Consider the following 20,696-nt stretch of genomic DNA (forward strand, 5'->3'; position numbering starts at 1 on the left):
TTAAATAGACCAAGGGCCTCTCATTGGTTGGTGAATCAATCTATTTGCGGCGTCATCATTAATAAATAGCTCGTTTTGAGAGTCGTATTTTAATGATCTGTTTAGTCGCAATGCTGCTAACCCCATGTTGACCAAAGTACAAGAACGGTGTCCATTGATTTCATTCAGTGCAAACTTTTCTCTTGTGCGCACAGATTCCAGGAAGTCGGTAATCTGTGGTGCTGGTTCAGGATATTGTGCAAGTTTTCTTTCCAAATCTGGTATATCTGATTGAAACCCTCGATATAATTTACCTTTTGGACCTTCAATATAGGCTGCCTTTTCATCTTTCGCTTCACCATCTAGAATGATCTGACAACCATCGGCATAGGTAAATGTAATTCGTCTCCATGTGCCCACGGCATCCGGATGTTGCTGCGGAGCATCAACGTCAACAGTAACGGGACTTTCGTTGTCTTTTCCTAAGAAGTATTGAACAGGATCCATATAGTGTTGTCCCATATCTCCTAGGCCGCCGCCATCATAATCCCAATATCCTCTAAAGGTCGTATGTACACGGTGCTTATTATAAGGTTTGTATGGTGCTGGGCCTAGCCAAAAATCGTAGTCAAGTTCCGCTGGTACTTTCTCTTCCGGTAGGTTTTCCTTTCCTACCCAATAAAATTTCCAGTCAAAGCCCGTATGTTTGCTTATCGTCACTTTCAAAGGCCAACCCAACATCCCTGTATCAACTAATTTTTTGATTTTGCTTACGGGAACATTCATTCCATAAAAATCATCCTTAAAACGAAACCAGGTATTTAAACGAAAGATATTACCATGCTGTGCAATGGCTTCTTTCACTTTTTTACCTTCACCGATAGTGCGTGTCATCGGTTTTTCACACCAGATATCTTTTCCTGCTTTTGCCGCTTCAATGGACATCAGTCCATGCCAATGTGGCGGAGTAGCAATATGTACGATATCTACTTCCGGAGATTTAATCAACTCCCTAAAGTCATGGTATTCCTTCACACCACCGCCTAAGTCTGCTTGTGCTGCCGCCAGATGGGTTTTGTCCACATCACAAATAGCTACTGTTTTAGTTCCGGCGTAGCCAAAGTGTCCACGCCCCATATTGCCGACACCAATTACACCTTTGGTTAGATGGTCGCTCGGAGCAAGATAGCCCTGTCCTCCGAGTACAAAGCGTGGTACAATAGAAAATGCCGCAGCACCGACCACGGATTTTTTTATGAAATCACGCCTTGATGAATTCTGTTCTTTCATTTTGGTTGGATTAGTTGTTTTATAATTGATCCACTATTAGGCTGTTAAAAATAACGGCATTGGATATTTAATCTTAAAAATAGATAAAAAACTGATAAATGTAAACTGATAACTAAAATTTTACGTATTGTTTATTTGTGTTTTATTAAAAAATAACAAAAGAATACTGTTGAATTCATTTCTTTCATATATAGTGTCCAATTTTTGCCTATGCCACGTCATTGTGTCTGCTAAATTGTTACATTTCAGCTTGGTAACCGACCTGTCGGATAGATTCGGAAAGCCCTACCGATCAATTTTTCTCAATCGTTTTCGTAAAAGAGGCTTGATTTCAGTCGAATAATCCAGCATCTTTATGGTCGCTCTGATAGCATTAAATCCTAATGATGAATCTAAGAATACTATTTTTACTCGTTTGCATCCTATGCCGGCCATTTGGAGGATCAGCTCAATTTAGAATTCCCGTGTTGGGTCATACGATCTATGAAGGTGTATTTACCGGAAATGGTCTACTGGGAACGATGACTTACTTAGCCGGCAAGAATTCAATGCGTGTGGATATTGGACGAACTGATGTTTATGATCATCGCGCGAATTCGGCCGATAAATTGTTTGATCAGGCGCGTATGTCGTTAGGTCATTTTGAAATGGAATTTGAAAGCCCGATTGTACAGGCACAAGGAGAAATTTATTTAAAAGATGCTTATGCAGAGGCGAAAGTCAGCACGGATAAGGGCATAATGAGAATTCGGACAACCACCTTATCGAATGACAATATTATCTTGCTGGAGGTATTTAAAAAAGATTTTAACGGGAATTACCAGCTTACATGGAAACCCGACGAAGCCATCAGCCCAAGGATGGGATTCAGCTATACGAAAAAACCGAAAAACTATCCGACAAATCCAAAAGGCAGTTTTGGTACACAAGGCGGAATTAAATATTTTGACCAGCCTCTCTTAGCGGGGGGAGGGTATGTAACGGCTTATTGGAGCAAATCTGATAAAGAAGTGGATACCTATTTAATTACTGTAGATTATAGCCAGCATGGGACTGCTTATTTCAAAAAGGCGATTCATTATGTTCGGAATTTTAATGCTCTACAGTTAACGAAAGGACTGGCATCCCATCGCAAGTGGTGGACAAACTATTTTAAGGCATCGACGCTAGAATTGCCAGATACGGTTTATCAGCGGTTTTATGATATGCAACTGTATAAGCTTGCCAGTGCAACAAGGTCAGATAAACCCGCCATGGATTTACAGGGGCCATGGACGAGTCCAACTCCTTGGCCAGCTTACTGGCTTAATCTTAATATGCAACTTGCTTATTCACCAGTTTTCAAAGCCAACCAGCTCGGTATTGCAAACTCGTTGATCCAGATGATTGATCGAAATAAAGATAAGCTAAGACAAAATGTTCCCGAGCCTTATCGCTATAATAGTTTGGCTGTAGGTCGCTCCTCGGGACCAAGTTTATGGAGTCCGGTTCTTCTGGCAAAAAATGTTGCGCTGGAAGGCGCTTCCGATGGAGAAAAAGAATTGGGAAATCTCGTTTGGCTTCTGCATAGTTATTATCAGTATTATCGAGCGACCCTTTCTCAGGAAGTATATGATCGCTTGTTCCCGCTACTGAAGGAAGCTATAAATTATCATTTGCACTTATTGCAAAAGGACCAACAGGGTAAATACCATATCGGGGTGAAAACCTATTCACCGGAATACCCTAAAGGTTATGCTTATGATACAAATTATGATCTTTCCATTTTCAGGTGGGGACTCAAGACACTTATAGAGCTGGATCAAGAAAGAGGCGGCAAGGATAAACTTTATGCGGTCTGGAAAGACGTGTTAGCCAACTTGATTGATTATCCACAAGATGCCGATGGCTTTATGATCGCAAGAGACCTTCCCTATGGTGAGTCGCATCGTCATTATTCGCATCTCATGATGATTTATCCGTTTTACGACATAAACTGGGATCAGGCAAATAACCAAGCGCTTATTGAACGTTCTATTGCACATTGGCAGAGCCAAAAGCAATGGTTACAGGGCTATTCATTTACGGGTGCTGCCTCAATGTATGCCATGATGGGGAGAGGAGATTCGGCTTTGGCTTCGCTGGATGTTTTGTTACAGAAATATATTAAATCCAATACACTATATGCCGAAAGCGGTCCGGTGATAGAAACCCCACTCGCAGCGATGGCGAGTATTCAAGAACTGTGTATGCAGTATTGGAATGGCATATTACGTGTGTTTCCTGCAATTCCTTCTAAATGGAAGGATGTTTCCTTTACCAATTTTTTGACAGATGGTGGAAATCTCGTATCAGCGGAGCGTAAAAATGGAAAAACGGTCGGCATCCAAATCCGAAGTCAATATGGCGGTCGTCTACGTTTAAAATCCGATATCGGAACACCAGAGGTAAAAATACAGGGAAAAGGTACCTTTACTGTAGCGCAAGACGGAATAATTGATCTGCAGCTCGATAAGGGAGCAGTCGCTTTGATCAACGCACATGGATAATCGAGCTTAGAGAAAGGAAGACAGGAAAAGCTGGATAGGCAGATGCTTTGAACCCACGCTCCATATTAAAATGGAGAAAAGAGCTGATTATTTAACTATAGAATTGACGCGCTCATGCGCTGACCAAATAAAAATAAACGAATAAAAAATAATGAAATTAAAACAACTTTCTGTGTTATTATTGGCCGTTTTGGGCACTTCGACTGTCGTTCAGGCCCAAACAGCAAAACCGAATCTATCCAAAGAGTTCATTCAGCAACAGTTAGATGCTGCAGCAAAGCAAATAAAAGTCCTGGCGAATGAAACGCCGGCAGAAAAGTTTCCAAAAACTTTCGAAAATGGGAAAGAGGTATTTTCTTCATCCAGTTGGTGGTGTTCGGGCTTCTATCCGGGGACATTGCTGTATTTATATGAAGGCACCAAAGATGAGGGATTATTAAAGAAAGCAACTGAGAAATTGACGTATCTGGAGAAAGAAAAGAACAACAAGGGTACGCATGACTTAGGATTTATGTTATTCTGTAGTTTTGGAAATGCACTTCGTCTCACGGGAGATACGCAAAAGTATGAGCCGATACTCAGCACTGGTGCGAATTCCCTAGCATCTCGCTATAGTCCCGTTACCAAAACAATTCGTTCTTGGGATCACGGATCATGGCAATATCCTGTAATCATTGATAACATGATGAATTTGGAATTTTTGACACAGGTATCTAAAATGACTGGAGATAAAAAATTCTATGACATTGCGGTAGCTCATGCCGAAACAACCTTGAAAAATCACTTCAGAAAAGATTATAGTTCCTACCATGTGATCGATTATGATAAGAAGACTGGTAAGGCTATTGGAAAAAAAACACATCAGGGTGCATTTGATGAATCGGCATGGTCAAGAGGGCAGGGATGGGCACTCTATGGTTATACGATGATGTATCGCGAAACCAAGAAGAAAGAATTTTTGAAGCAGGCACAGCAAATCGCAAAATATATCTTAAGTAACCCAAATATGCCTGCTGATCTGGTTCCTTACTGGGATTTTGATAAAGATAAAATTGCGCAGTCGGACAAAATGTATCCAAATAAGGACCTTCGGGATGTGTCGGCAGCGGCATTGTATGCATCGGCTTTATTAGAACTTTCGCAATACACAAAGGGAAGTGAGGCTGTGAACTATTTTAACAAAGCAGAAATTATTCTTAAAAACCTGTCGAAGGCGCCTTATCTTGCTCCTTATGGTCAAAATGGCGGTTACATTTTACAACATAGTGTTGGAGCGTTGCCATTGAATTCCGAAATCGATGTGCCTTTGACTTATGCAGATTATTACTATGTTGAAGCCTTGGTGCGTTATCAACGCCTATTGTCAGGAGAGCCAATGATCAAAGAGATCGCTAAATAGGACCATCAAAGAAAGCTTGTCGTTGATAAATTAACTCGTTTTAAGTACACAGGTATAGATAAAAAAAGAGATGTTAGAGACATCTCTTTTTTTATGGGATAGGATCTAGACTACTTTGAAATATCACTAAGTTTCAGTGGTCTGGCTAGAATTTGTTGTTTGCTCTGACGGATTGTATCCGAACTGTTTTTTAAATTCCTTACTGAAGTATTTCCTGTCGGAAAAGCCTACGGCATAAGCGATTTCACTGATATTCATTGCGGATGTTAGTAACTCTTTCGCTTTGTTTAGCCTATACGTTTTTACATAATTGTTGAGTGACAAATTGGATATGGCTTTTAGCTTGCGATAGAGGATTGGTGCGCTCATTCCCATTGTTCGCGCTATAAAATTGACATCAAAGCCATCTGATTGGATATTTTCTTCAATCAACTGATTTAGGGATGAGATAAATTGTGCATCGAGTTCATTGTCGAATATAGCCGTTTTGACTTCAAATTCCTTGCTTCTTTTCTGACTGACCGCTATGAGATTGTGTGCAGAAAGAAAAAGCTGTTTATTGTCGAAAGGTTTTGTCAAATAGATGTTTGCGCCATGCTCTAAGGCCAAAGTTTGGGAATCGTTGTCGGTTACAGCAGTCAGCAAGATGAATGGTATATGGCAGGTCGTCATATTTGTTTTAATGGCCTGGCATAGCTGAGCACCGTCCATGTAAGGCATCATCAGATCCGAAATAATCAGATCAGGGATATATTCCAATGCTTTAGAAAGGGCTTCCTCACCATTGACAGCAGTAATAATGCTGAAGCTCTCCTCAAATAGACTGACAACGGCTGCTAATAATTCGCTATTGTCCTCTACAATCAAGATGGTCTGCTTTAAGGAAATATCCAGCGTGCCTAAATTCGTTGTGTTTGCTTCCTCTGTCTCTTTTGTTAATATTTCTAGCGGTATAACTCCGGTTTTTTGGTTTATTTGCTTGCGGAGACTAACAGTAAATACAGTCCATTGGCCTTTTTCATCATTCATCGTTGAGCAGCGAATATCTCCTTCGTGCTGCTGCACAATTTGTTTGGTAAGTGCTAGACCAATACCTGTTCCGATCACGTCATTAGCCTGTTCTTCACGATAGTACTCTTCAAATATTTTAAATTGGTTGTCGGTAGCGATACCGATACCATTATCGATAATACTGATCGCTATTGTGTGATCATTTTCGATAAGATCCAGATAAACTGTGCCATGTTCTGGTGTGTACTTGATCGCATTTGATAAGAGGTTAAACATGACTTTATCAAATTGTACAGTATCTATGGATTGTAGCCCCACAGCGTCCAGCTGCCGGATATAGTAGTTGAGGTGTTTTGCTTTTGCAAGGTCATTTAATAGGTAGAATGTATCTTCTATATATTCCCGAAAAGAGATGTCTGTTTTCTTCAGTACAAAGTGTTTGTCATCTAATTTTTTAAAATCCAGTAGCTCGTTGATAACACCCAGGAGTTTACTGGCATTCTTTTTTATCCGTTTTACCTTGTTCTGGGTAGAAGTAAGATTGGCTGTTTCGGAAATAATTTCATCCAAAGGAGCCGTTATCAAAGTCAGTGGTGTACGGATTTCGTGGGATATCTGTGTGAAGAACTTTATTTTCTTTTCCTGTTCCCGTTCTGAGTTGATCAACATCTCACGTTCGACAACAAACTTGATAACAAAATGTACACCGAGAGTAAACAAGCCGGCATACAAAAGATAGGCCCACCAGGTCCTCCAAAAGGGAGGTTTAATATCGATATTGATCCGCAGGGGTATGCTGCTCCAGATACCATCGTTGTTACTGGCGAAAATGGTCAAGGTGTGCATACCTGTAGGAATATTGGTATATCGTATAGAGGGGGTATTTGTTTCAACCCAATCCTTGTCGAAACCTTCGAGCTTATAGCGGTATCTGTTCTTCTGCGGTTTGATGAAATTGGAACCTGAGAAATTAATCGTTACAAAGTTTTCATCGTGTCGGAGTTTGAGCTGGTAGCTGTTGGGGTCCGACGTTTTCTGTAAACGTCCGTAGTTCAATGGCGTGTCTTCGAGAAAGATATTTCGAAAGAGTACTTCGGGGATGTTCTGATTAAAGATAATTTTTCGGGTATCTAGAGAAACTACACCATTTAGTGTCGTGACGAATAGTGTTCCTGCTTTGCTGGCAAAGACTTTGGCACCAAGTAGATTTTTGACCGGTAAACCGTCATATTGATTCAGGAGGTAACGCTGTTTTGTTTTGGGATTGTAGCATATTAATCCATTTTTACTTGTAAGCCACACTTGATTGTTCACAATGATGGGCCAGCCTAAGGAATTGTTTGGAAAACGTGATACTTTGGTAAGCTTATCGTGCTGATCAAGATGATAAAGATCTTCTTTTGACGTCAGCCAGATGTCACCATTCGGATGCACATAAAATCCACCCAGGGCTAATGTATCAAGCTGTTTTATTGGTCGTATGTTTGATTCATTCGGTTTTTTGCGAAAAAGTGTCCCGCCTCTAAGAAAATAGGTCTGCTGTTTATGATCAGCTTGGATATCATCAATTGTACCTGTTTTTAATGCAGCATGATACGTTGCAGGTTTTCCTGGCTCCACGATATAGAGCCCTTTGTTGGTTCCAAGGTAAATACGGTGTGTCGGATCGACGTAAATGCTGTAGATGTTATTTTTGAGATTTAGGAGTTCTTTTTCGAGGTAAAAATGCTGTGCATTTCCAGATTGTGCATCGATAATGGAATAGCCGCCGCCATATTGTGCCGCGTAGATTTTATTATCGCGAACATAGAGGTCCTTGATCAGGTTTGACTGGGTTAATTTTGATAAAGGTGAAGTTACTCCAGTTATTTTGTCAATTTTGTTGATTCCTTCTTCTTCTGTTCCGATCCAAAACGCATTTTCTGACTCAGCAAAACTGCCGGTGATATCGCTACTGAGGCTGAGAGCAGTGTGCGAACGTGTTGAGTAATGCTGTATGGGGATGAGATCGGGGTAGATGGCATTGATTCCTCCAAAATAAGTTCCTATCCAAGTGATCTGTTGGCGATCTATGAAGATATCATAGATGGAATTTTGACTCAATGAGTTTTTGACGGAGGTATTGTGTTTATAGTTTAGGAAATGTGGCGAGCCGTTAAAGATGGAGAGTCCTTTTAGTGTACCGATCAAGAGATCTCCTTGTTTGGTTGGGACTATTTTTCTGATGTTATTGCTCAGTAGGTTGCTGTTTGATTCTGTTAAGTTATTCCATTTTTTATCAATGAAGTTGTATTGGAATATTCCGTGCAATTTTGTGCCAACCCACAAGATACCTTGATGGAAATATTGGGCACTGAAAATACGTTCTTTTAACGGCAGCGGGGGAAACATCAGATTCTGGATATGGAAGATCTGATTATTTTGCCATGAAAAAGACTCGATGCCCTTATAACTTGCTACTGTATAGGTGTTGGGGCTGGTTTGGATGATCGATTGCACTCGGGGGCGGTCGAGGATTCTCTTGAGATTGTAGGAGCCGGCTGTCGGGATTGCCTGATAAAGCCCCTTGTCAGTGCATAGAAATATCTGGTCTGATAAAAACTGGATGTCGGTGATGACAATTTTTTCCTGAAAAGGTTTTCCTTGTTTAAATACAGCTTTACGTTTGTCGATGTCGAAAATGAATAGTTGGGTTGCCGTAGCGATGAAAAGATGATTTTTTTCGTTGATGCCAATCTTATTAATATAATCTATCTTTTTAAAGACGGTATCCTGTACTAAAATATTGGTGATATTCTGGGAGTCATATACAAATAGGTTAGCGCCACCACCGAACCAAAGTTTACCCTGTTTATCCTGCGCAATTGTTAATACTGCCTGTTTATCCAACACATTCTCCTGGCTCAGTGTCTCAAACTTAAGATCCTGAGCATGACAAAGGGAAATGATGGATATCAACAGCAGAAATTGTCGCGATAAAATAGGCAATATGTTCATGGTTATGGGGTATTTGGATCAAATTTAAGATTTTACCCCCAAATATTTATGAATTTCACCCCTCTTAATTTGCGTATAGGCCCATCTTTGGCCTAGTTAAACAACCAATTTTTATTATAAAGCTAATTTCCTAAAGTATGGCAAAGTTTTACAAAGTTGGACTGTCTGCTATGATGATGTTTACTGTGGGTGCGAGTATGGCACAGCAGAAAATTTCGATTACGGGGCGGATTACAGACAGTCAAGGTGCACCTTTAGCGGGTGTAACGATTCGAGAAAAGGGTGGAAAGATCTCTACTTCTACTAATGAGACGGGTCAGTATACCATCTCTGTCCCAGAAAATACTATCATACTGATTTCATACATTGGTTATCAGGATCAAGAAGTCAATTCTAAAGGGCGTTCGATAATTAATGTTAGTCTAGAAAAAAATACTTCAGCACTTGATGAAGTCGTGGTTGTAGGATATGGCACACAGAAAAAAGTCAATTTGACTGGATCTGTCGCTACTGTTGGTGCAGATAAGCTTACCAATAGACCTATTATGAACCTTGCGGCGGCCTTAGGCGGAACGGCTCCTGGTATTCGTGTTACGCAAGGAAATGGTAATCCTGGAAGCGAGGATGTTTCGATTCGTATTCGTGGTACAGGATCTTTCAATAATAATAACCCTCTGATCCTTGTGGATGGTGCTGTGGCCGATATGGTTCCATTAAATACAGATGATATCGAGAACATTTCCATTTTGAAAGATGCGGCTTCGGCAGCGATTTATGGATCTCGTGCAGCAAATGGTGTAATTCTCGTGACCACTAAAAAAGGGAAGAAAGGTGAAGCGCCTAAAATAGCATTCAATGCATTGTATGCACGTGAACAAGCGCAAACTGATTTGAAGTTTATGTCAAATACAGCGGATTGGATGGAGCTACATAATATTGCTAAGGTAAATGCTAACCCAACTTCGACATCTCCCGATTATACACTGTCAACCATTGAAGATTGGCGTAAAGCGAATGGGGATCCTAATGGTATCTATACTAATCCTGTGACAGGAAATAGTATTCCGAACTGGTTGGCATATCCAAATACAGATTGGGCACAGGTTCTTTTTCAACCACAATATTATCAGCGATATGGTGTCTCAGTAACTGGAGGTAGTGATAAATCTTCTTATCTCATGTCCGCTGGATACCAAAATAATCCTGGAACGTTGGCAAATACTGGAATGAAAAGATTTAATATTCGTACCAATTTGGAAACAAAAATTGCGGATAGAATTACTTTTGGTACACAAACCTATGCAACAAAGGAGTATAAGCAACCAGGTAGCACTTCAATGACCTATTTGTTGCAGGCTTTCCCAGGCATGACCCCCATTTATCAGGGGAAATATGGTGCTAGTGAAGATCCTAATACAACAAATAAGGATAATATTCTGCAACAGGTAGCGTCAAATGGAGGGGAAAACAACTATACACGTATCAATAGTACGTGGTATGCTAACGCGGATCTTTGGAAAGGGATTATTGCAGAAGCTCGCTTTAACTATAGTGATTATATGCGTGAGGATGAAAATTATTCCCAAAACTTGCCTAGGTATAGTTTTAGAGAAAGCTTTGAGAAGCCTAAAGAGGGGATAGGAAATTTAGACCAAGCAACGACTTATAGATACTCTTATAAATCTTCCAGTTATACAGCGAATGCATTATTACGCTATGCACATACTTTTGGGAAACATGATGTTGGCGGATTAGTAGGATACGAGCAATATTATTCAAAGACAAGCGGGTTTAATGCTACAAAAAGGGGCTTATTAGACTGGGACGTAACGGATATAACTTCAGGTGCGACAATGGAATCAATTGGAGGTGATGCAAAGGCGGAGAACGCAATGATTTCTTATTTTGGCCGGGTAAATTATGCCTACGATGGTAAATATTTGTTTGAAGGAAACTTTCGTTCGGATGCGTCATCTAAGTTTGCTCCGGGACATCGCACCGGATTTTTTCCTTCTTTCTCGGCAGGTTGGGTGATCAGTAACGAACGTTTTTTTGATCCGGCTAAAACAACAGTTAATTACTTAAAGCTTAGAGGGTCTTATGGAACCTTAGGGAATACAATAAGTGGAAATTACGATTGGCAGACTCTTTATCAGAAAGTGAATAATGTATTTAACGAGTCGGTCGCTAATGGGGTTATTCAGCAAACTATCCAAAATCTTAGTTTATCATGGGAGAAGCTAACGACATACAATCTTGGGTTGGAAGCCAGTTTCTTAAATCGCCGTTTGAGTGTCGAGGCTGATATGTATTCCCGAAAGACTTCTGATATCTTAACTGCAGCTATTATTTATTTGACAATGGGTAATATCAATGCCCCTATGTCCAATACTGCTTCAATGAATAATAAAGGGATAGAACTTAATCTAGGTTGGAACGATAAAATTGGAGAGTTTAGATATGGAGTAAATGGTAATATTTCCTATAACATGAACAGAGTTTCAGGTTTTAAAGGCACATTAAAGTATGAGCAAGATCCATCCACTCTCGATATATGGGGTAATCCAACTTGGCGCTATACGAATTTAGCCGATGTATCTACAGGAGGGAATGAGCGTCGTGTGGAACAACATATGCTTGACGAGTGGTTTTTAAGAAGGCCTTATGCGGGAACTGGAACCTATATGAAATCTGACGGAAGTGTAGATCCAAATGGTGGACCCACAGACGGAATGATCCGTACTAAAGCTGATCTGGAGTGGGTGAAATCTATGATTGCTGCAAATTATTCTTTTAATAATAATACGGTTGGGCCTGGTGCAGCAAATATATGGTATGGACAAATGCTTATGGCGGATGCGAACGGTGATGGTAAATACGGTAATGATGATGACCGTGAATTCACAGGGAAGTCTTCTGTTGCCAAATTTGTGTTTGGCTTAAATCTGACAGCAGCTTACAAGGGTTTTGATCTAAACATGCTTTTGGCGGGACGTGTCGGCTCTTATCATTATATTAATGAGCGTGGATCCAATGGATCAATCTTAGCGAATACAGGAGATCAATTGCCAGCAGATGCCTGGACCAAATACTATTCTTATGATGCAGTAAGAGCAAATAGCGATTATGATAATTATGATCCAGCTACAGATCCAAATGCAAATATAAATGGTAAATACCCACGTTTGCTTTCTTCAAGTTCAATCATGCAGGCTAATACATTCTATTTGTACAATACCTCGTATTTAAAGTTAAAGTCTTTGCAGTTGGGGTATACATTTCCTAAAAAATGGATTAATCAAGCTAAAATTAAAGACTTAAGGGTATTTGTAACAGGAGAAAATCTGTTGACATTTAAACATAAAGACTTTCCAGGAGTGGACCCGGAATTAGGTGGTTCATTGATTGTTTATCCCATCGCGAAGCTATATTCCGCCGGGGTATCGGTAACTTTTTAACTTAATCTCAGAACAGCAGGATAAGTTAATTTGAAGTTTTCAATAGAGTAAGACTTAGACTAGCATCTTAATCTTAAACTCTGTTTAGTCAAATAAAATAGAAATAGAGATGAAAAAAATATTAAAATCTGTCATAGCAATTGGTATAGCAAGTTCTTTATCGTCTTGTACGAAAATATTGGACCTTGCACCTAATGACAAAATATCTTCGGGAACAATGTGGTCAACGGAAACGTTGGTTGATCAAGGGGTAATAGGTGTTTACTATTCATTACAACGTCCAGTAAGAAGTGACGGAATTGTAGGAACATCTGCAAATATTGGGTATTATGCTTATGAGGCATTCGGTATGACTGGTCAAGGTGAATATAACTTAAATAACCTTTTCTCCAGCGCCGTGAATCCAAGTAATTCCTATTTTTCATTCCAATGGAAATGGTTGTATGATGGCGTACATCGCGCTAACGATGCAATTGTTCATATACCCGATGCCATGATGGCTCAGGAAAAAAAGAACAAATTAGTAGCGGAATGTAAAGTATTAAGAGCCTTCTTTTACATGCGACTCAATGAGCTGTATGGTCGGAATGGTTTAGGTGTTCCTATTTACACCGAGCCTATTAGTCCTGCAGAAGGTAACAAAGGACAGAGTTCTGAAGAGGAAGTTTGGGCGCTTATTATTAAGGATTTAACTGATGCAATCAATGAGAGTGCTTTGCCAAACAATCAAATCCAAGGTGAAGGACGTGTAAGTAAAGGTGCTGCTTATGCACTACGTGGCCGTGCTTATCTTATGACAAAAAAATACGATCAGGCAGTTGCTGATTTTGCGAAAGTTGGGGAGAGCGGCTACAAACTTTTCTCAAATTATAAGCAATTATTTAAAGTTGCCAATGAACGTTGTGAAGAGATGATTTTGAGCGTTCAATATATAGAGGAACCTTCAGGATACGGTTCGGCCGTACAGAAGTATACCGCCGCATTTCAACAGGGGGCAAAAGATAGCCGGGGATGTTGGACAGATCTCCAAGTGACCCCAGCTTTGGTTAATTTGTATGAAGAAATAATTGATGGAACTACCGTACGTCCTTTTAGTTGGTCAGACTATATTCCTGAATGGAATACGGTAAATGCTTTAGGAGCTCCCAATAGAAAAGTCTTTTTTATCCGGGATCAAAAAGTTAACGGAAATGATGTCCATTCTACTGTTACCACGGTAATCAATACAGAATTGAATAAATTGAATAGTACTGCGCGGGCGTTTTACCTACCAGAAGGGAATGAAGCACGCCTTAAAGCAGCTTACGCAAATAGGGATCCACGTTTAGCGTATAACGTGGTAACTCCTTATGCATCTTTCCAGGGAGTAAACAGCAATTCCACTACTGCAGGTATGTATACCTATAGATTCCCGGTCACTGGTAAATACTATGTGGACCAATCTGGAGCTGAGCCTAATTTGAATAGTAGTTTACCTAGTACTTATTATACTTCGGGAAGCGCCAATGCACAGGCTGAGTTTAAGTATATCCATCGCAAGTTTGTGGGGGAAGGTTTAGAATACGCTCGTCGTGAGCAAAACCCAGTAGACGAGCCTATTATTCGTTATGCAGATGTTTTGTTGATGTGGGCAGAAGCGTTAGTCGAGATGAATGATTTACCTGGTGCTATGGCAAAAGTAAAACAGGTCAGAGATCGGGTTGGAATTCCAACAATGGCCTCCTCTTTTTCAGATCAAAGCAAAGCACGTAATTATGTACGAGACGAGCGGCGTCGGGAATTAATTGGTGAGGGAGTTAACTTTTTTGATGAAATGCGTTGGAAAACACTGAAAGAGACAAAGTTCAACGAAAAATTTGCACAACATGCTTGGGGTGGTACAGAAAATACGGGCGGTACCACTTATGAATGGATAGGTGACCAATGGTACACCTGGCCAGTCCCAAAATCTGAAATAGAGTTAAATAAAAATTTGAAGCCAACACCAGGCTGGGTATATTAATAAAAAACGTTTCAACTAAATTTAAAATCTCATGATGATTTTGTAAAAAAGCTGTTATCAATCGCTCATGCAATCGTTTGCTAGAGCGATTGATTTATTTAGGTTTGTTTTTTTAGGTTAAATTAAAGATTTTTAATGTTTTGTGCAGCATTATCAAGCTCACATTAATTTATAAACCATTATCGAATGAAGAGAAGATTCCTATTAAAATTGTTAGGCGGAGCTGGAGTTGGCGCATTAACTGCGTCTCTACCAATAAAAGCAGAGGCAAGCAGTTTGGACAATAAGACAAGCGTTAACGAAAACGATCGCGCCTATTGGGTATCTGTCTTACATAAGATGGCTGCTCCAATATTAGGTAATATCAGCAAGCAGCAGTGGCGTAAAAATATGCCGATGGAGGTGAGCCCGACTTTTGATAGTAGGGACCCTGGAGTCGGATACCTAGAAGCGTTTGGACGTTTGCTGGCAGGAATGGCACCCTGGTTGGCATTACCGGATGACGTCACTGAGGAAGGAAAATTGCGAAAAAAATTACGCGATCAAGCATTACTCGGTATACAGTATGGTGTAGATCCTAAATCACCGGATTATTTTACCTGGCGAGGTCCGTCGTCTCAAACACTCGTAGATGCAGCACATCTTGCGCTGGCTTTTCTGAGAGCTCCAAAAGCTTTATGGGAACCATTGGACCCAATTACAAAGAAAAGAGTGGTCGAAGAGTTTAAACTGCTGCGTAAGATTAAGCCGAATGAGAGCAATTGGCTGCTGTTTGCTGCAATGACAGAAACATTTCTTTACAGCATAGGTGAGGAATGTGCGCGAGAAAAGATCGATTATGCCGTCAATAAATTTGATCAGGAATGGTATGTGGGAGATGGCTGGTATAGCGATGGCGCCCATTTTAGTTTTGATCACTACAACGGGTACGTAATCCATTGCATGCAGGTTGAGTCGCTGCGTCATAATATCCCAGCGGGTGGAAAATACAAAGAGATGTATGAGCGGGCATACAAACGGATGCAGCGTTATGCGCATCATTTGGAACGCATGATTTCCCCAGAAGGCCATTATGTTGTCGTTGGCCGTTCATCAACTTATAAGAATGCTGCTTTTCAGCCGCTAGCAACAGTTGCTCTAGAAAATAAGTTGCCCGAAGACATCTCGAAGGGTCAGGTCAGGGCAGCGTTGACGACTATACTTCGACATATTTATATTGACAAAACCTTTGCGCCATCTGGATGGCTACGTATGGGCGTGGTGGGTGATAAACAATCCAATCTCGCAGATTATTATACAAATGCAGGTTCAATGTATGTAGCTTCCTTGTCGTTTTTGCCATTAGGACTACCAGCAAACGACGAGTTCTGGACCTGTGCTCCACAACCATGGACCTCCCAAAAATGCTGGAATGCTGAGCAATTTCCCAAAGACTATTATGTAAGTTATTAAACGAAAAAGAATAAAAAGCAAAAGATTAAGGATTGGATAAAATGAAGATACAACACTATATTACGGGAGCTTTAATGATCGGGCTAGGAATGCAGGGAATTTCCTGTTCCAGTCAGCGAGACCTAGGAGCAGTGAAATTGGGACTTGACAAAGAATTTGTTCGCACAAATTTGGAAGATGCACATAAACAAATCGCCTACCTTGCCGCATCGATCAATGAATCGGATATGCCGACGACGTATAAAGATGGTAAATATGTGAATTGGGGTTCAAGTTGGTGGTGCTCGGGCTTTTATCCCGGTACAGTGTTATACTTATACGAGTATACCAAGGATGAAAAACTTTTGACGGAAGCAAAAAGCAAATTAAAAGAACTCGAGAAGGAAAAGAACAACAAGGGAACACATGATTTGGGCTTTATGTTGTACTGCAGCTTTGGGAATGCGTTACGCTTGACGGGAGATTCGGCTGCATATAAGGAAATTTTAAGTACTGGAGCAGCCTCGTTGGCAACACGCTTTCACGAAGCACCCAAAACTATCCGTTCATGGGACGGTGGAAAAAACTGGGATGGGCAGCCTTGGACCTATCCGGTAATCATCGACAATATGATGAACCTGGAGTTTTTGACGGAAGTTTCCAAGATGACAGGTGATAAGCGCTATCGTGATATCGCTATAACGCATGCAAATACAACAATGGTCAATCACTATCGAAAAGATTATAGTTCCTATCATGTCGTGGATTACAATCCAAAAGATGGACGTATTATTTCGAGAAAGACTGCCCAAGGTGCTTTTGACGAGTCTGCATGGGCTAGGGGACAGTCTTGGGGACTTTATGGTTATACGATGATGTACCGTGAGACCGGCGACAAGAAATATTTGGAGCAAGCGCGGCATATTGCGCAGTTTTATCTGAATCATCCCAACCTTCCAAAAGATCTAATTCCCTATTGGGATATGGACCAAAACAAGCTTACACCGGACAGTAAATATTATAGCCAAAAAGATCTTCGCGATGTGTCGACAGCTTCAGTAACGGCCTCGGCTTTGCTGGAATTGGCACAATACACAACAGGTAGTGAAAGCCAGCTCTATATTTCAAAGGCCGAGCAGATGTTGCGGTCTTTATCATCTAAACCCTACAAAGCAGATTATAAAGAAGCAGGGGGATATATCTTGAAACATAGCGTCGGTTCTATTCCACATAAAACAGAGGTAGATGTGCCTTTAACCTATGCCGATTACTATTATGTAGAAGCATTGGTGCGGTATAATCGATTGCTTGATGGCGAGAAAGTGATTAAACAATAGGCGATAAGGGACCTTTAAACTGTTCCTAAAATGAGTGTTGTTTTAGGGACAGTTTTAGCCGTTCGTGCACCCGGAAAAATGCCGTTCCAACCAACCCCATATTTTCATTGGATCATCTCCTGTTATAATAGTCGCGATAGACACATCATATTTAGCGAGATCTGTCACTCGAATTGTCAGATCTATACCGCTCCGTTTATAAGTTACCAATAGCATAAATCTAATAAAGAATGAAAAGAACAAAGTAAAGTCAGATTTATTGAAATTGCACTGATTAGTGTTTTTTTAGAGGTCGGTAAGTTTTTGTATTTCAAACTAGTACACTTTGGTTAAGTAATCATTTGGACGGATTTATAGATAGTAAACCTATTTTTTTACGGAAGATTTTTTAATGCGATGCGCCATGGATTTTTCGACCATAATTATTAACGATGAGGCATCATTCGCTAAGGATTGAGAAACTTTAGTCAATTTATCTAAAAGAAAGGAGGTCACTTATGATTTAGTTAAGGCAGAAGCCAATTGTTGATAAGCTATATCTCAAAAAAAGCTTATTGAAATAGTCAATTATTTATAAACACTTTTGAATTATGTTAAAAAAATCATTTGTAATAGCCTTTGCGTTATTTATTGTCACCGGTTTGTTCGTTCAAGCTAGAGATTTGAGTGTACCAGCTATAAAACTATCTAATAAACGAAATGTAATTTCTACAGAAAACGTTGGTGCAAAAAAAAATACCAAAACGAATATTAAAACACTAAGTAGCACATTCGACTTTTATGTGTATAACTTTAGTAATTCCCCTATTTATTTGACCTTTAGTGGGAATTTTCCAGGAGGAACCACACAGCATGTTGTAGTCCCTGCGAATACGCTTTCCTATCCCGTTAATATTCAAAGTGGAAATTATGATATTTATGCAAGTTGCCCTAGTTGGTTAACAATGTGGTATGCGATGAGTTGCGGTCATTCGGGCTCCGGACAATATTACACTTTCGAAAATGTCTATTTGAGCGATACTGGCTGTACATCATTAGATGTCGGAAGCAATTAAGATACACATAATAATTAATGTTGCTGTCTCAATGTCTTCATTGGGGCAGCTATTTTAAGGAAGCAGGGGGCTATATCTTGAAACATAGCGTCGGTTCTATCCCATATAAAACAGAGGTGGAGGTGCCTTTTTGATTAGTACAGATTTTAAATAAATATTATCCGTAGATAAATCGGATATTATACGCTTTCATCCGAATGAGGTCCCTATTAAGTCCGTATAAAGTCCCTATTAACTCCCTGTTATTTAATAAAATCCTATTAATTTATTGTTTTCCTTAACAGGAGTGCTCAAACTTAACTTTTGTAGCGTTAAAGCCTAGATTTTGTATCTTTATCCCTATGACCGATATCCAGAAGAGATTTGACCGTATACTCGCTATTTATATGCATCTGCAAGCTAAACCTGTTGTGACAGCTGCAGCGTTGGCAGAACGATATGAAGTGAGTCAGCGTACCATATATAGAGATATTCGTTCCCTGATGCAGGCAGGGGTACCTATTTATGGTGAAGCGGGAAGCGGTTATTCTTTGGTGGAGGGATATAAGATGCCACCTTTGCAATTTACAAGGGAAGAGGCATTGAGTTTTGTCGCAGCAGAGAAATTAGTTGAAAAATATACAGACCGGAATCTTGCTCATCATTTTACCACGGCATTGCTGAAAATGAAAGCTATATTACGGGGCAACGAAAAAGAACAGGTAGCCTTAGTTGGGGATAACTTTCTGGTGCGCGGTGGGCGTCATCAATTCAATGAGAAGCTAACCCATGGCACCAATATTCTGATCGAAAGCATCGCAGCAAAGAAATGTGTGGAAATCTATTATTCCAAACCTTCCGATAAAACTCCAGAAAGGCGTGAAATCGAAGCTGTGGGTATTTTTGTGGAGAGCAAGTTTTGGTATGTACTTGCTTTTTGTAGATTGCGACAAGATTATAGGCAATTCCGCTTGGATAGGATAAACAATATTAGAATACTTGCTGAAGATTTTGGAAAAGAGCATCCCGAACTATCTTTCTTTCTGAGTAAGCGGCATGAAGTGCCGACAACCAAAGTGGTGGTGCAAGTGGATAAAGAAATGGCTAGGTATATGGAGTGGGATCGTCACTATTTTGGTTTCCAAGAAGAAATTGTAACCGATAACTATGTGGAAATGCATTTTGACTGCATGAATATGGAGAATGGGTTTGCGCGCTGGTATCTGATGTTTGCGGATAAAGGTCGCATAATTGAACCCGAATCGCTAAAAGATGTTGTCAGAGGTTTGCTTTCATCTGCTTTGGAGCAAGTTTAGCTGTAAATGAAGTAATCAGGATTCTTTACTATGGTAAAGGAAAAACTTGTTCGGCGGAAAGGGAGGATGCCGAACAAGTTAAACTGTAAATTGTACTAAAAAGTTTTTGATCCATGTCAGGAGAAAACTTCCGTTGTCTGTATCAGTTATTAACCCCTTTCCCAAAAAAATGGTGGTTGGATACCCAGTAAGCGTAAATAGACAAAAGCTTGACCACGATGGTGGATCTCGTTGTCAATAAAATAAAATATGCTATGGATAATGGGGGATTTGTATTGTCCAAATAAATTGAACTCTTCGGCAAAACGTTCTTCTGAAATTTGATTGAACAGTTCACTGATCTGAGGAGTAGCTTCATCCCAAGCCTGCAGTAATTGTGCTTTGGTCGAATAACTGAGATTCTCGTTGAGTTTGCCACTTTTGTTGTTGACAATTTCCTGGAGACCTGGAACAGCAATACCCAGTAGCTCCTTAATCATATCTGCAAAAGTGCGCATGCCTTCTACCTTGTAATTGAACAATCCTTCTTCTGGAAATTTTTCAATAGTCTGTCTTGTTAGGTTTCTATGGCCTAGCCAATGTTGAAGTAGCTCGTTCTTCGAAATGATTTCTGTTTTCATGATTTTTGTATTTAAAATTTTAGTAAGCGATACATCACCTGACGTGTTGTATGACAGTTCAAAATTAGCGCAACTTATGACAGCTGTATGGCAGTATGGATTTGGGTGCTAATTTTATTTTTTTTGGGGCATTATTCGATGTAAGGAATCTTGAAAGGACAAATCGTAAAAATAGGGGAGTGGTTTTAAAAGAAGTAGAAAATAAAAAAAAATAATTCACTAATTATTTGACAGTTATAAAAATGTTTGTAACTTTGCAGTCCCTTAATGGGAATAGTATGTCTTGAGCGAAGC

General features: G+C 40.0%; 11 protein-coding genes. 8 read left to right on the forward strand and 3 right to left on the reverse strand.

The window, feature by feature from the left end; all coding sequences use genetic code 11:
• Complete coding sequence (locus B4Z90_RS06340; protein WP_046674856.1) at positions 1-1,269, reverse strand: Gfo/Idh/MocA family oxidoreductase; 1,269 nt, start codon at positions 1,267-1,269, stop codon at positions 1-3.
• A 383-nt stretch (positions 1,270-1,652) separates the two neighbouring features.
• Here B4Z90_RS06340 and B4Z90_RS06345 point away from each other — a divergent pair, with 383 nt between their 5' ends.
• Positions 1,653-3,797 carry a glycosyl hydrolase family 95 catalytic domain-containing protein gene (locus B4Z90_RS06345; protein ID WP_286801601.1) on the forward strand — a complete coding sequence of 715 codons (2,145 nt, stop codon included), beginning with the start codon at positions 1,653-1,655 and terminating at the stop codon, positions 3,795-3,797.
• Positions 3,798-3,948: 151 nt separating this feature from the next.
• Complete coding sequence (locus B4Z90_RS06350) at positions 3,949-5,196, forward strand: glycoside hydrolase family 88 protein (RefSeq protein WP_070561558.1); 1,248 nt, start codon at positions 3,949-3,951, stop codon at positions 5,194-5,196.
• A 126-nt stretch (positions 5,197-5,322) separates the two neighbouring features.
• Here the strand turns inward: B4Z90_RS06350 and B4Z90_RS06355 are convergent, their stop codons facing one another.
• Entirely contained in the window at positions 5,323-9,204 is a 3,882-nt protein-coding gene (locus tag B4Z90_RS06355; protein WP_286801602.1) for a hybrid sensor histidine kinase/response regulator transcription factor, read from the reverse strand.
• A gap of 137 nt (positions 9,205-9,341) precedes the next feature.
• Between B4Z90_RS06355 and B4Z90_RS06360 the strand changes: the two genes are divergently transcribed.
• The 6 genes from B4Z90_RS06360 (at position 9,342) to B4Z90_RS06385 (ending at position 19,782) form a co-directional block, all read left to right on the forward strand.
• Complete coding sequence (locus tag B4Z90_RS06360; protein WP_286801603.1) at positions 9,342-12,662, forward strand: SusC/RagA family TonB-linked outer membrane protein; 3,321 nt, start codon at positions 9,342-9,344, stop codon at positions 12,660-12,662.
• A gap of 109 nt (positions 12,663-12,771) precedes the next feature.
• Positions 12,772-14,664, forward strand: a complete 1,893-nt coding sequence (locus B4Z90_RS06365) for a RagB/SusD family nutrient uptake outer membrane protein (RefSeq protein ID WP_115047035.1) — start codon at positions 12,772-12,774, stop codon at positions 14,662-14,664.
• Positions 14,665-14,850: 186 nt separating this feature from the next.
• On the forward strand, positions 14,851-16,116 hold the full coding sequence (locus B4Z90_RS06370) for a DUF2264 domain-containing protein (RefSeq protein ID WP_112373927.1): 1,266 nt from the start codon (positions 14,851-14,853) through the stop codon (positions 16,114-16,116).
• Between the two features lie 41 nt (positions 16,117-16,157).
• Positions 16,158-17,432, forward strand: coding sequence for a glycoside hydrolase family 88 protein (locus B4Z90_RS06375; protein WP_286801605.1), 1,275 nt, complete (start codon positions 16,158-16,160; stop codon positions 17,430-17,432).
• Positions 17,433-18,022: 590 nt separating this feature from the next.
• Positions 18,023-18,487 (forward strand): hypothetical protein, encoded by a 465-nt coding sequence (locus tag B4Z90_RS06380; RefSeq protein WP_112373925.1) that lies wholly within the window; start codon positions 18,023-18,025, stop codon positions 18,485-18,487.
• Positions 18,488-18,828: 341 nt separating this feature from the next.
• Positions 18,829-19,782 (forward strand): helix-turn-helix transcriptional regulator, encoded by a 954-nt coding sequence (locus tag B4Z90_RS06385; RefSeq protein WP_112373924.1) that lies wholly within the window; start codon positions 18,829-18,831, stop codon positions 19,780-19,782.
• Between the two features lie 149 nt (positions 19,783-19,931).
• On the opposite strand, the gene B4Z90_RS06390 is transcribed toward B4Z90_RS06385, so the two are convergent.
• Positions 19,932-20,402, reverse strand: coding sequence for a DinB family protein (locus B4Z90_RS06390; RefSeq protein WP_286754812.1), 471 nt, complete (start codon positions 20,400-20,402; stop codon positions 19,932-19,934).
• Between the last annotated feature and the right edge of the window lie 294 nt (positions 20,403-20,696).

It is taken from the genome of Sphingobacterium sp. UBA5639 (assembly GCF_002421245.1).
In the GTDB taxonomy this organism is placed as follows: Bacteria; Bacteroidota; Bacteroidia; order Sphingobacteriales; family Sphingobacteriaceae; genus Sphingobacterium; species Sphingobacterium multivorum.

Bases quoted from the DNA above. Each gene is read 5' to 3' on its own strand.
- B4Z90_RS06345 (WP_286801601.1), top strand. From the start codon at position 1,653: ATGATGAATCTAAGAATACTATTTTTACTCGTTTGCATCCTATGCCGG.
- B4Z90_RS06340 (WP_046674856.1), bottom strand. From the start codon at position 1,269: ATGAAAGAACAGAATTCATCAAGGCGTGATTTCATAAAAAAATCCGTG.
- B4Z90_RS06355 (WP_286801602.1), bottom strand. From the start codon at position 9,204: ATGAACATATTGCCTATTTTATCGCGACAATTTCTGCTGTTGATATCC.
- B4Z90_RS06380 (WP_112373925.1), top strand. From the start codon at position 18,023: ATGTTAAAAAAATCATTTGTAATAGCCTTTGCGTTATTTATTGTCACC.
- B4Z90_RS06370 (WP_112373927.1), top strand. From the start codon at position 14,851: ATGAAGAGAAGATTCCTATTAAAATTGTTAGGCGGAGCTGGAGTTGGC.
- B4Z90_RS06385 (WP_112373924.1), top strand. From the start codon at position 18,829: ATGACCGATATCCAGAAGAGATTTGACCGTATACTCGCTATTTATATG.
- B4Z90_RS06390 (WP_286754812.1), bottom strand. From the start codon at position 20,402: ATGAAAACAGAAATCATTTCGAAGAACGAGCTACTTCAACATTGGCTA.
- B4Z90_RS06365 (WP_115047035.1), top strand. From the start codon at position 12,772: ATGAAAAAAATATTAAAATCTGTCATAGCAATTGGTATAGCAAGTTCT.
- B4Z90_RS06375 (WP_286801605.1), top strand. From the start codon at position 16,158: ATGAAGATACAACACTATATTACGGGAGCTTTAATGATCGGGCTAGGA.
- B4Z90_RS06360 (WP_286801603.1), top strand. From the start codon at position 9,342: ATGGCAAAGTTTTACAAAGTTGGACTGTCTGCTATGATGATGTTTACT.
- B4Z90_RS06350 (WP_070561558.1), top strand. From the start codon at position 3,949: ATGAAATTAAAACAACTTTCTGTGTTATTATTGGCCGTTTTGGGCACT.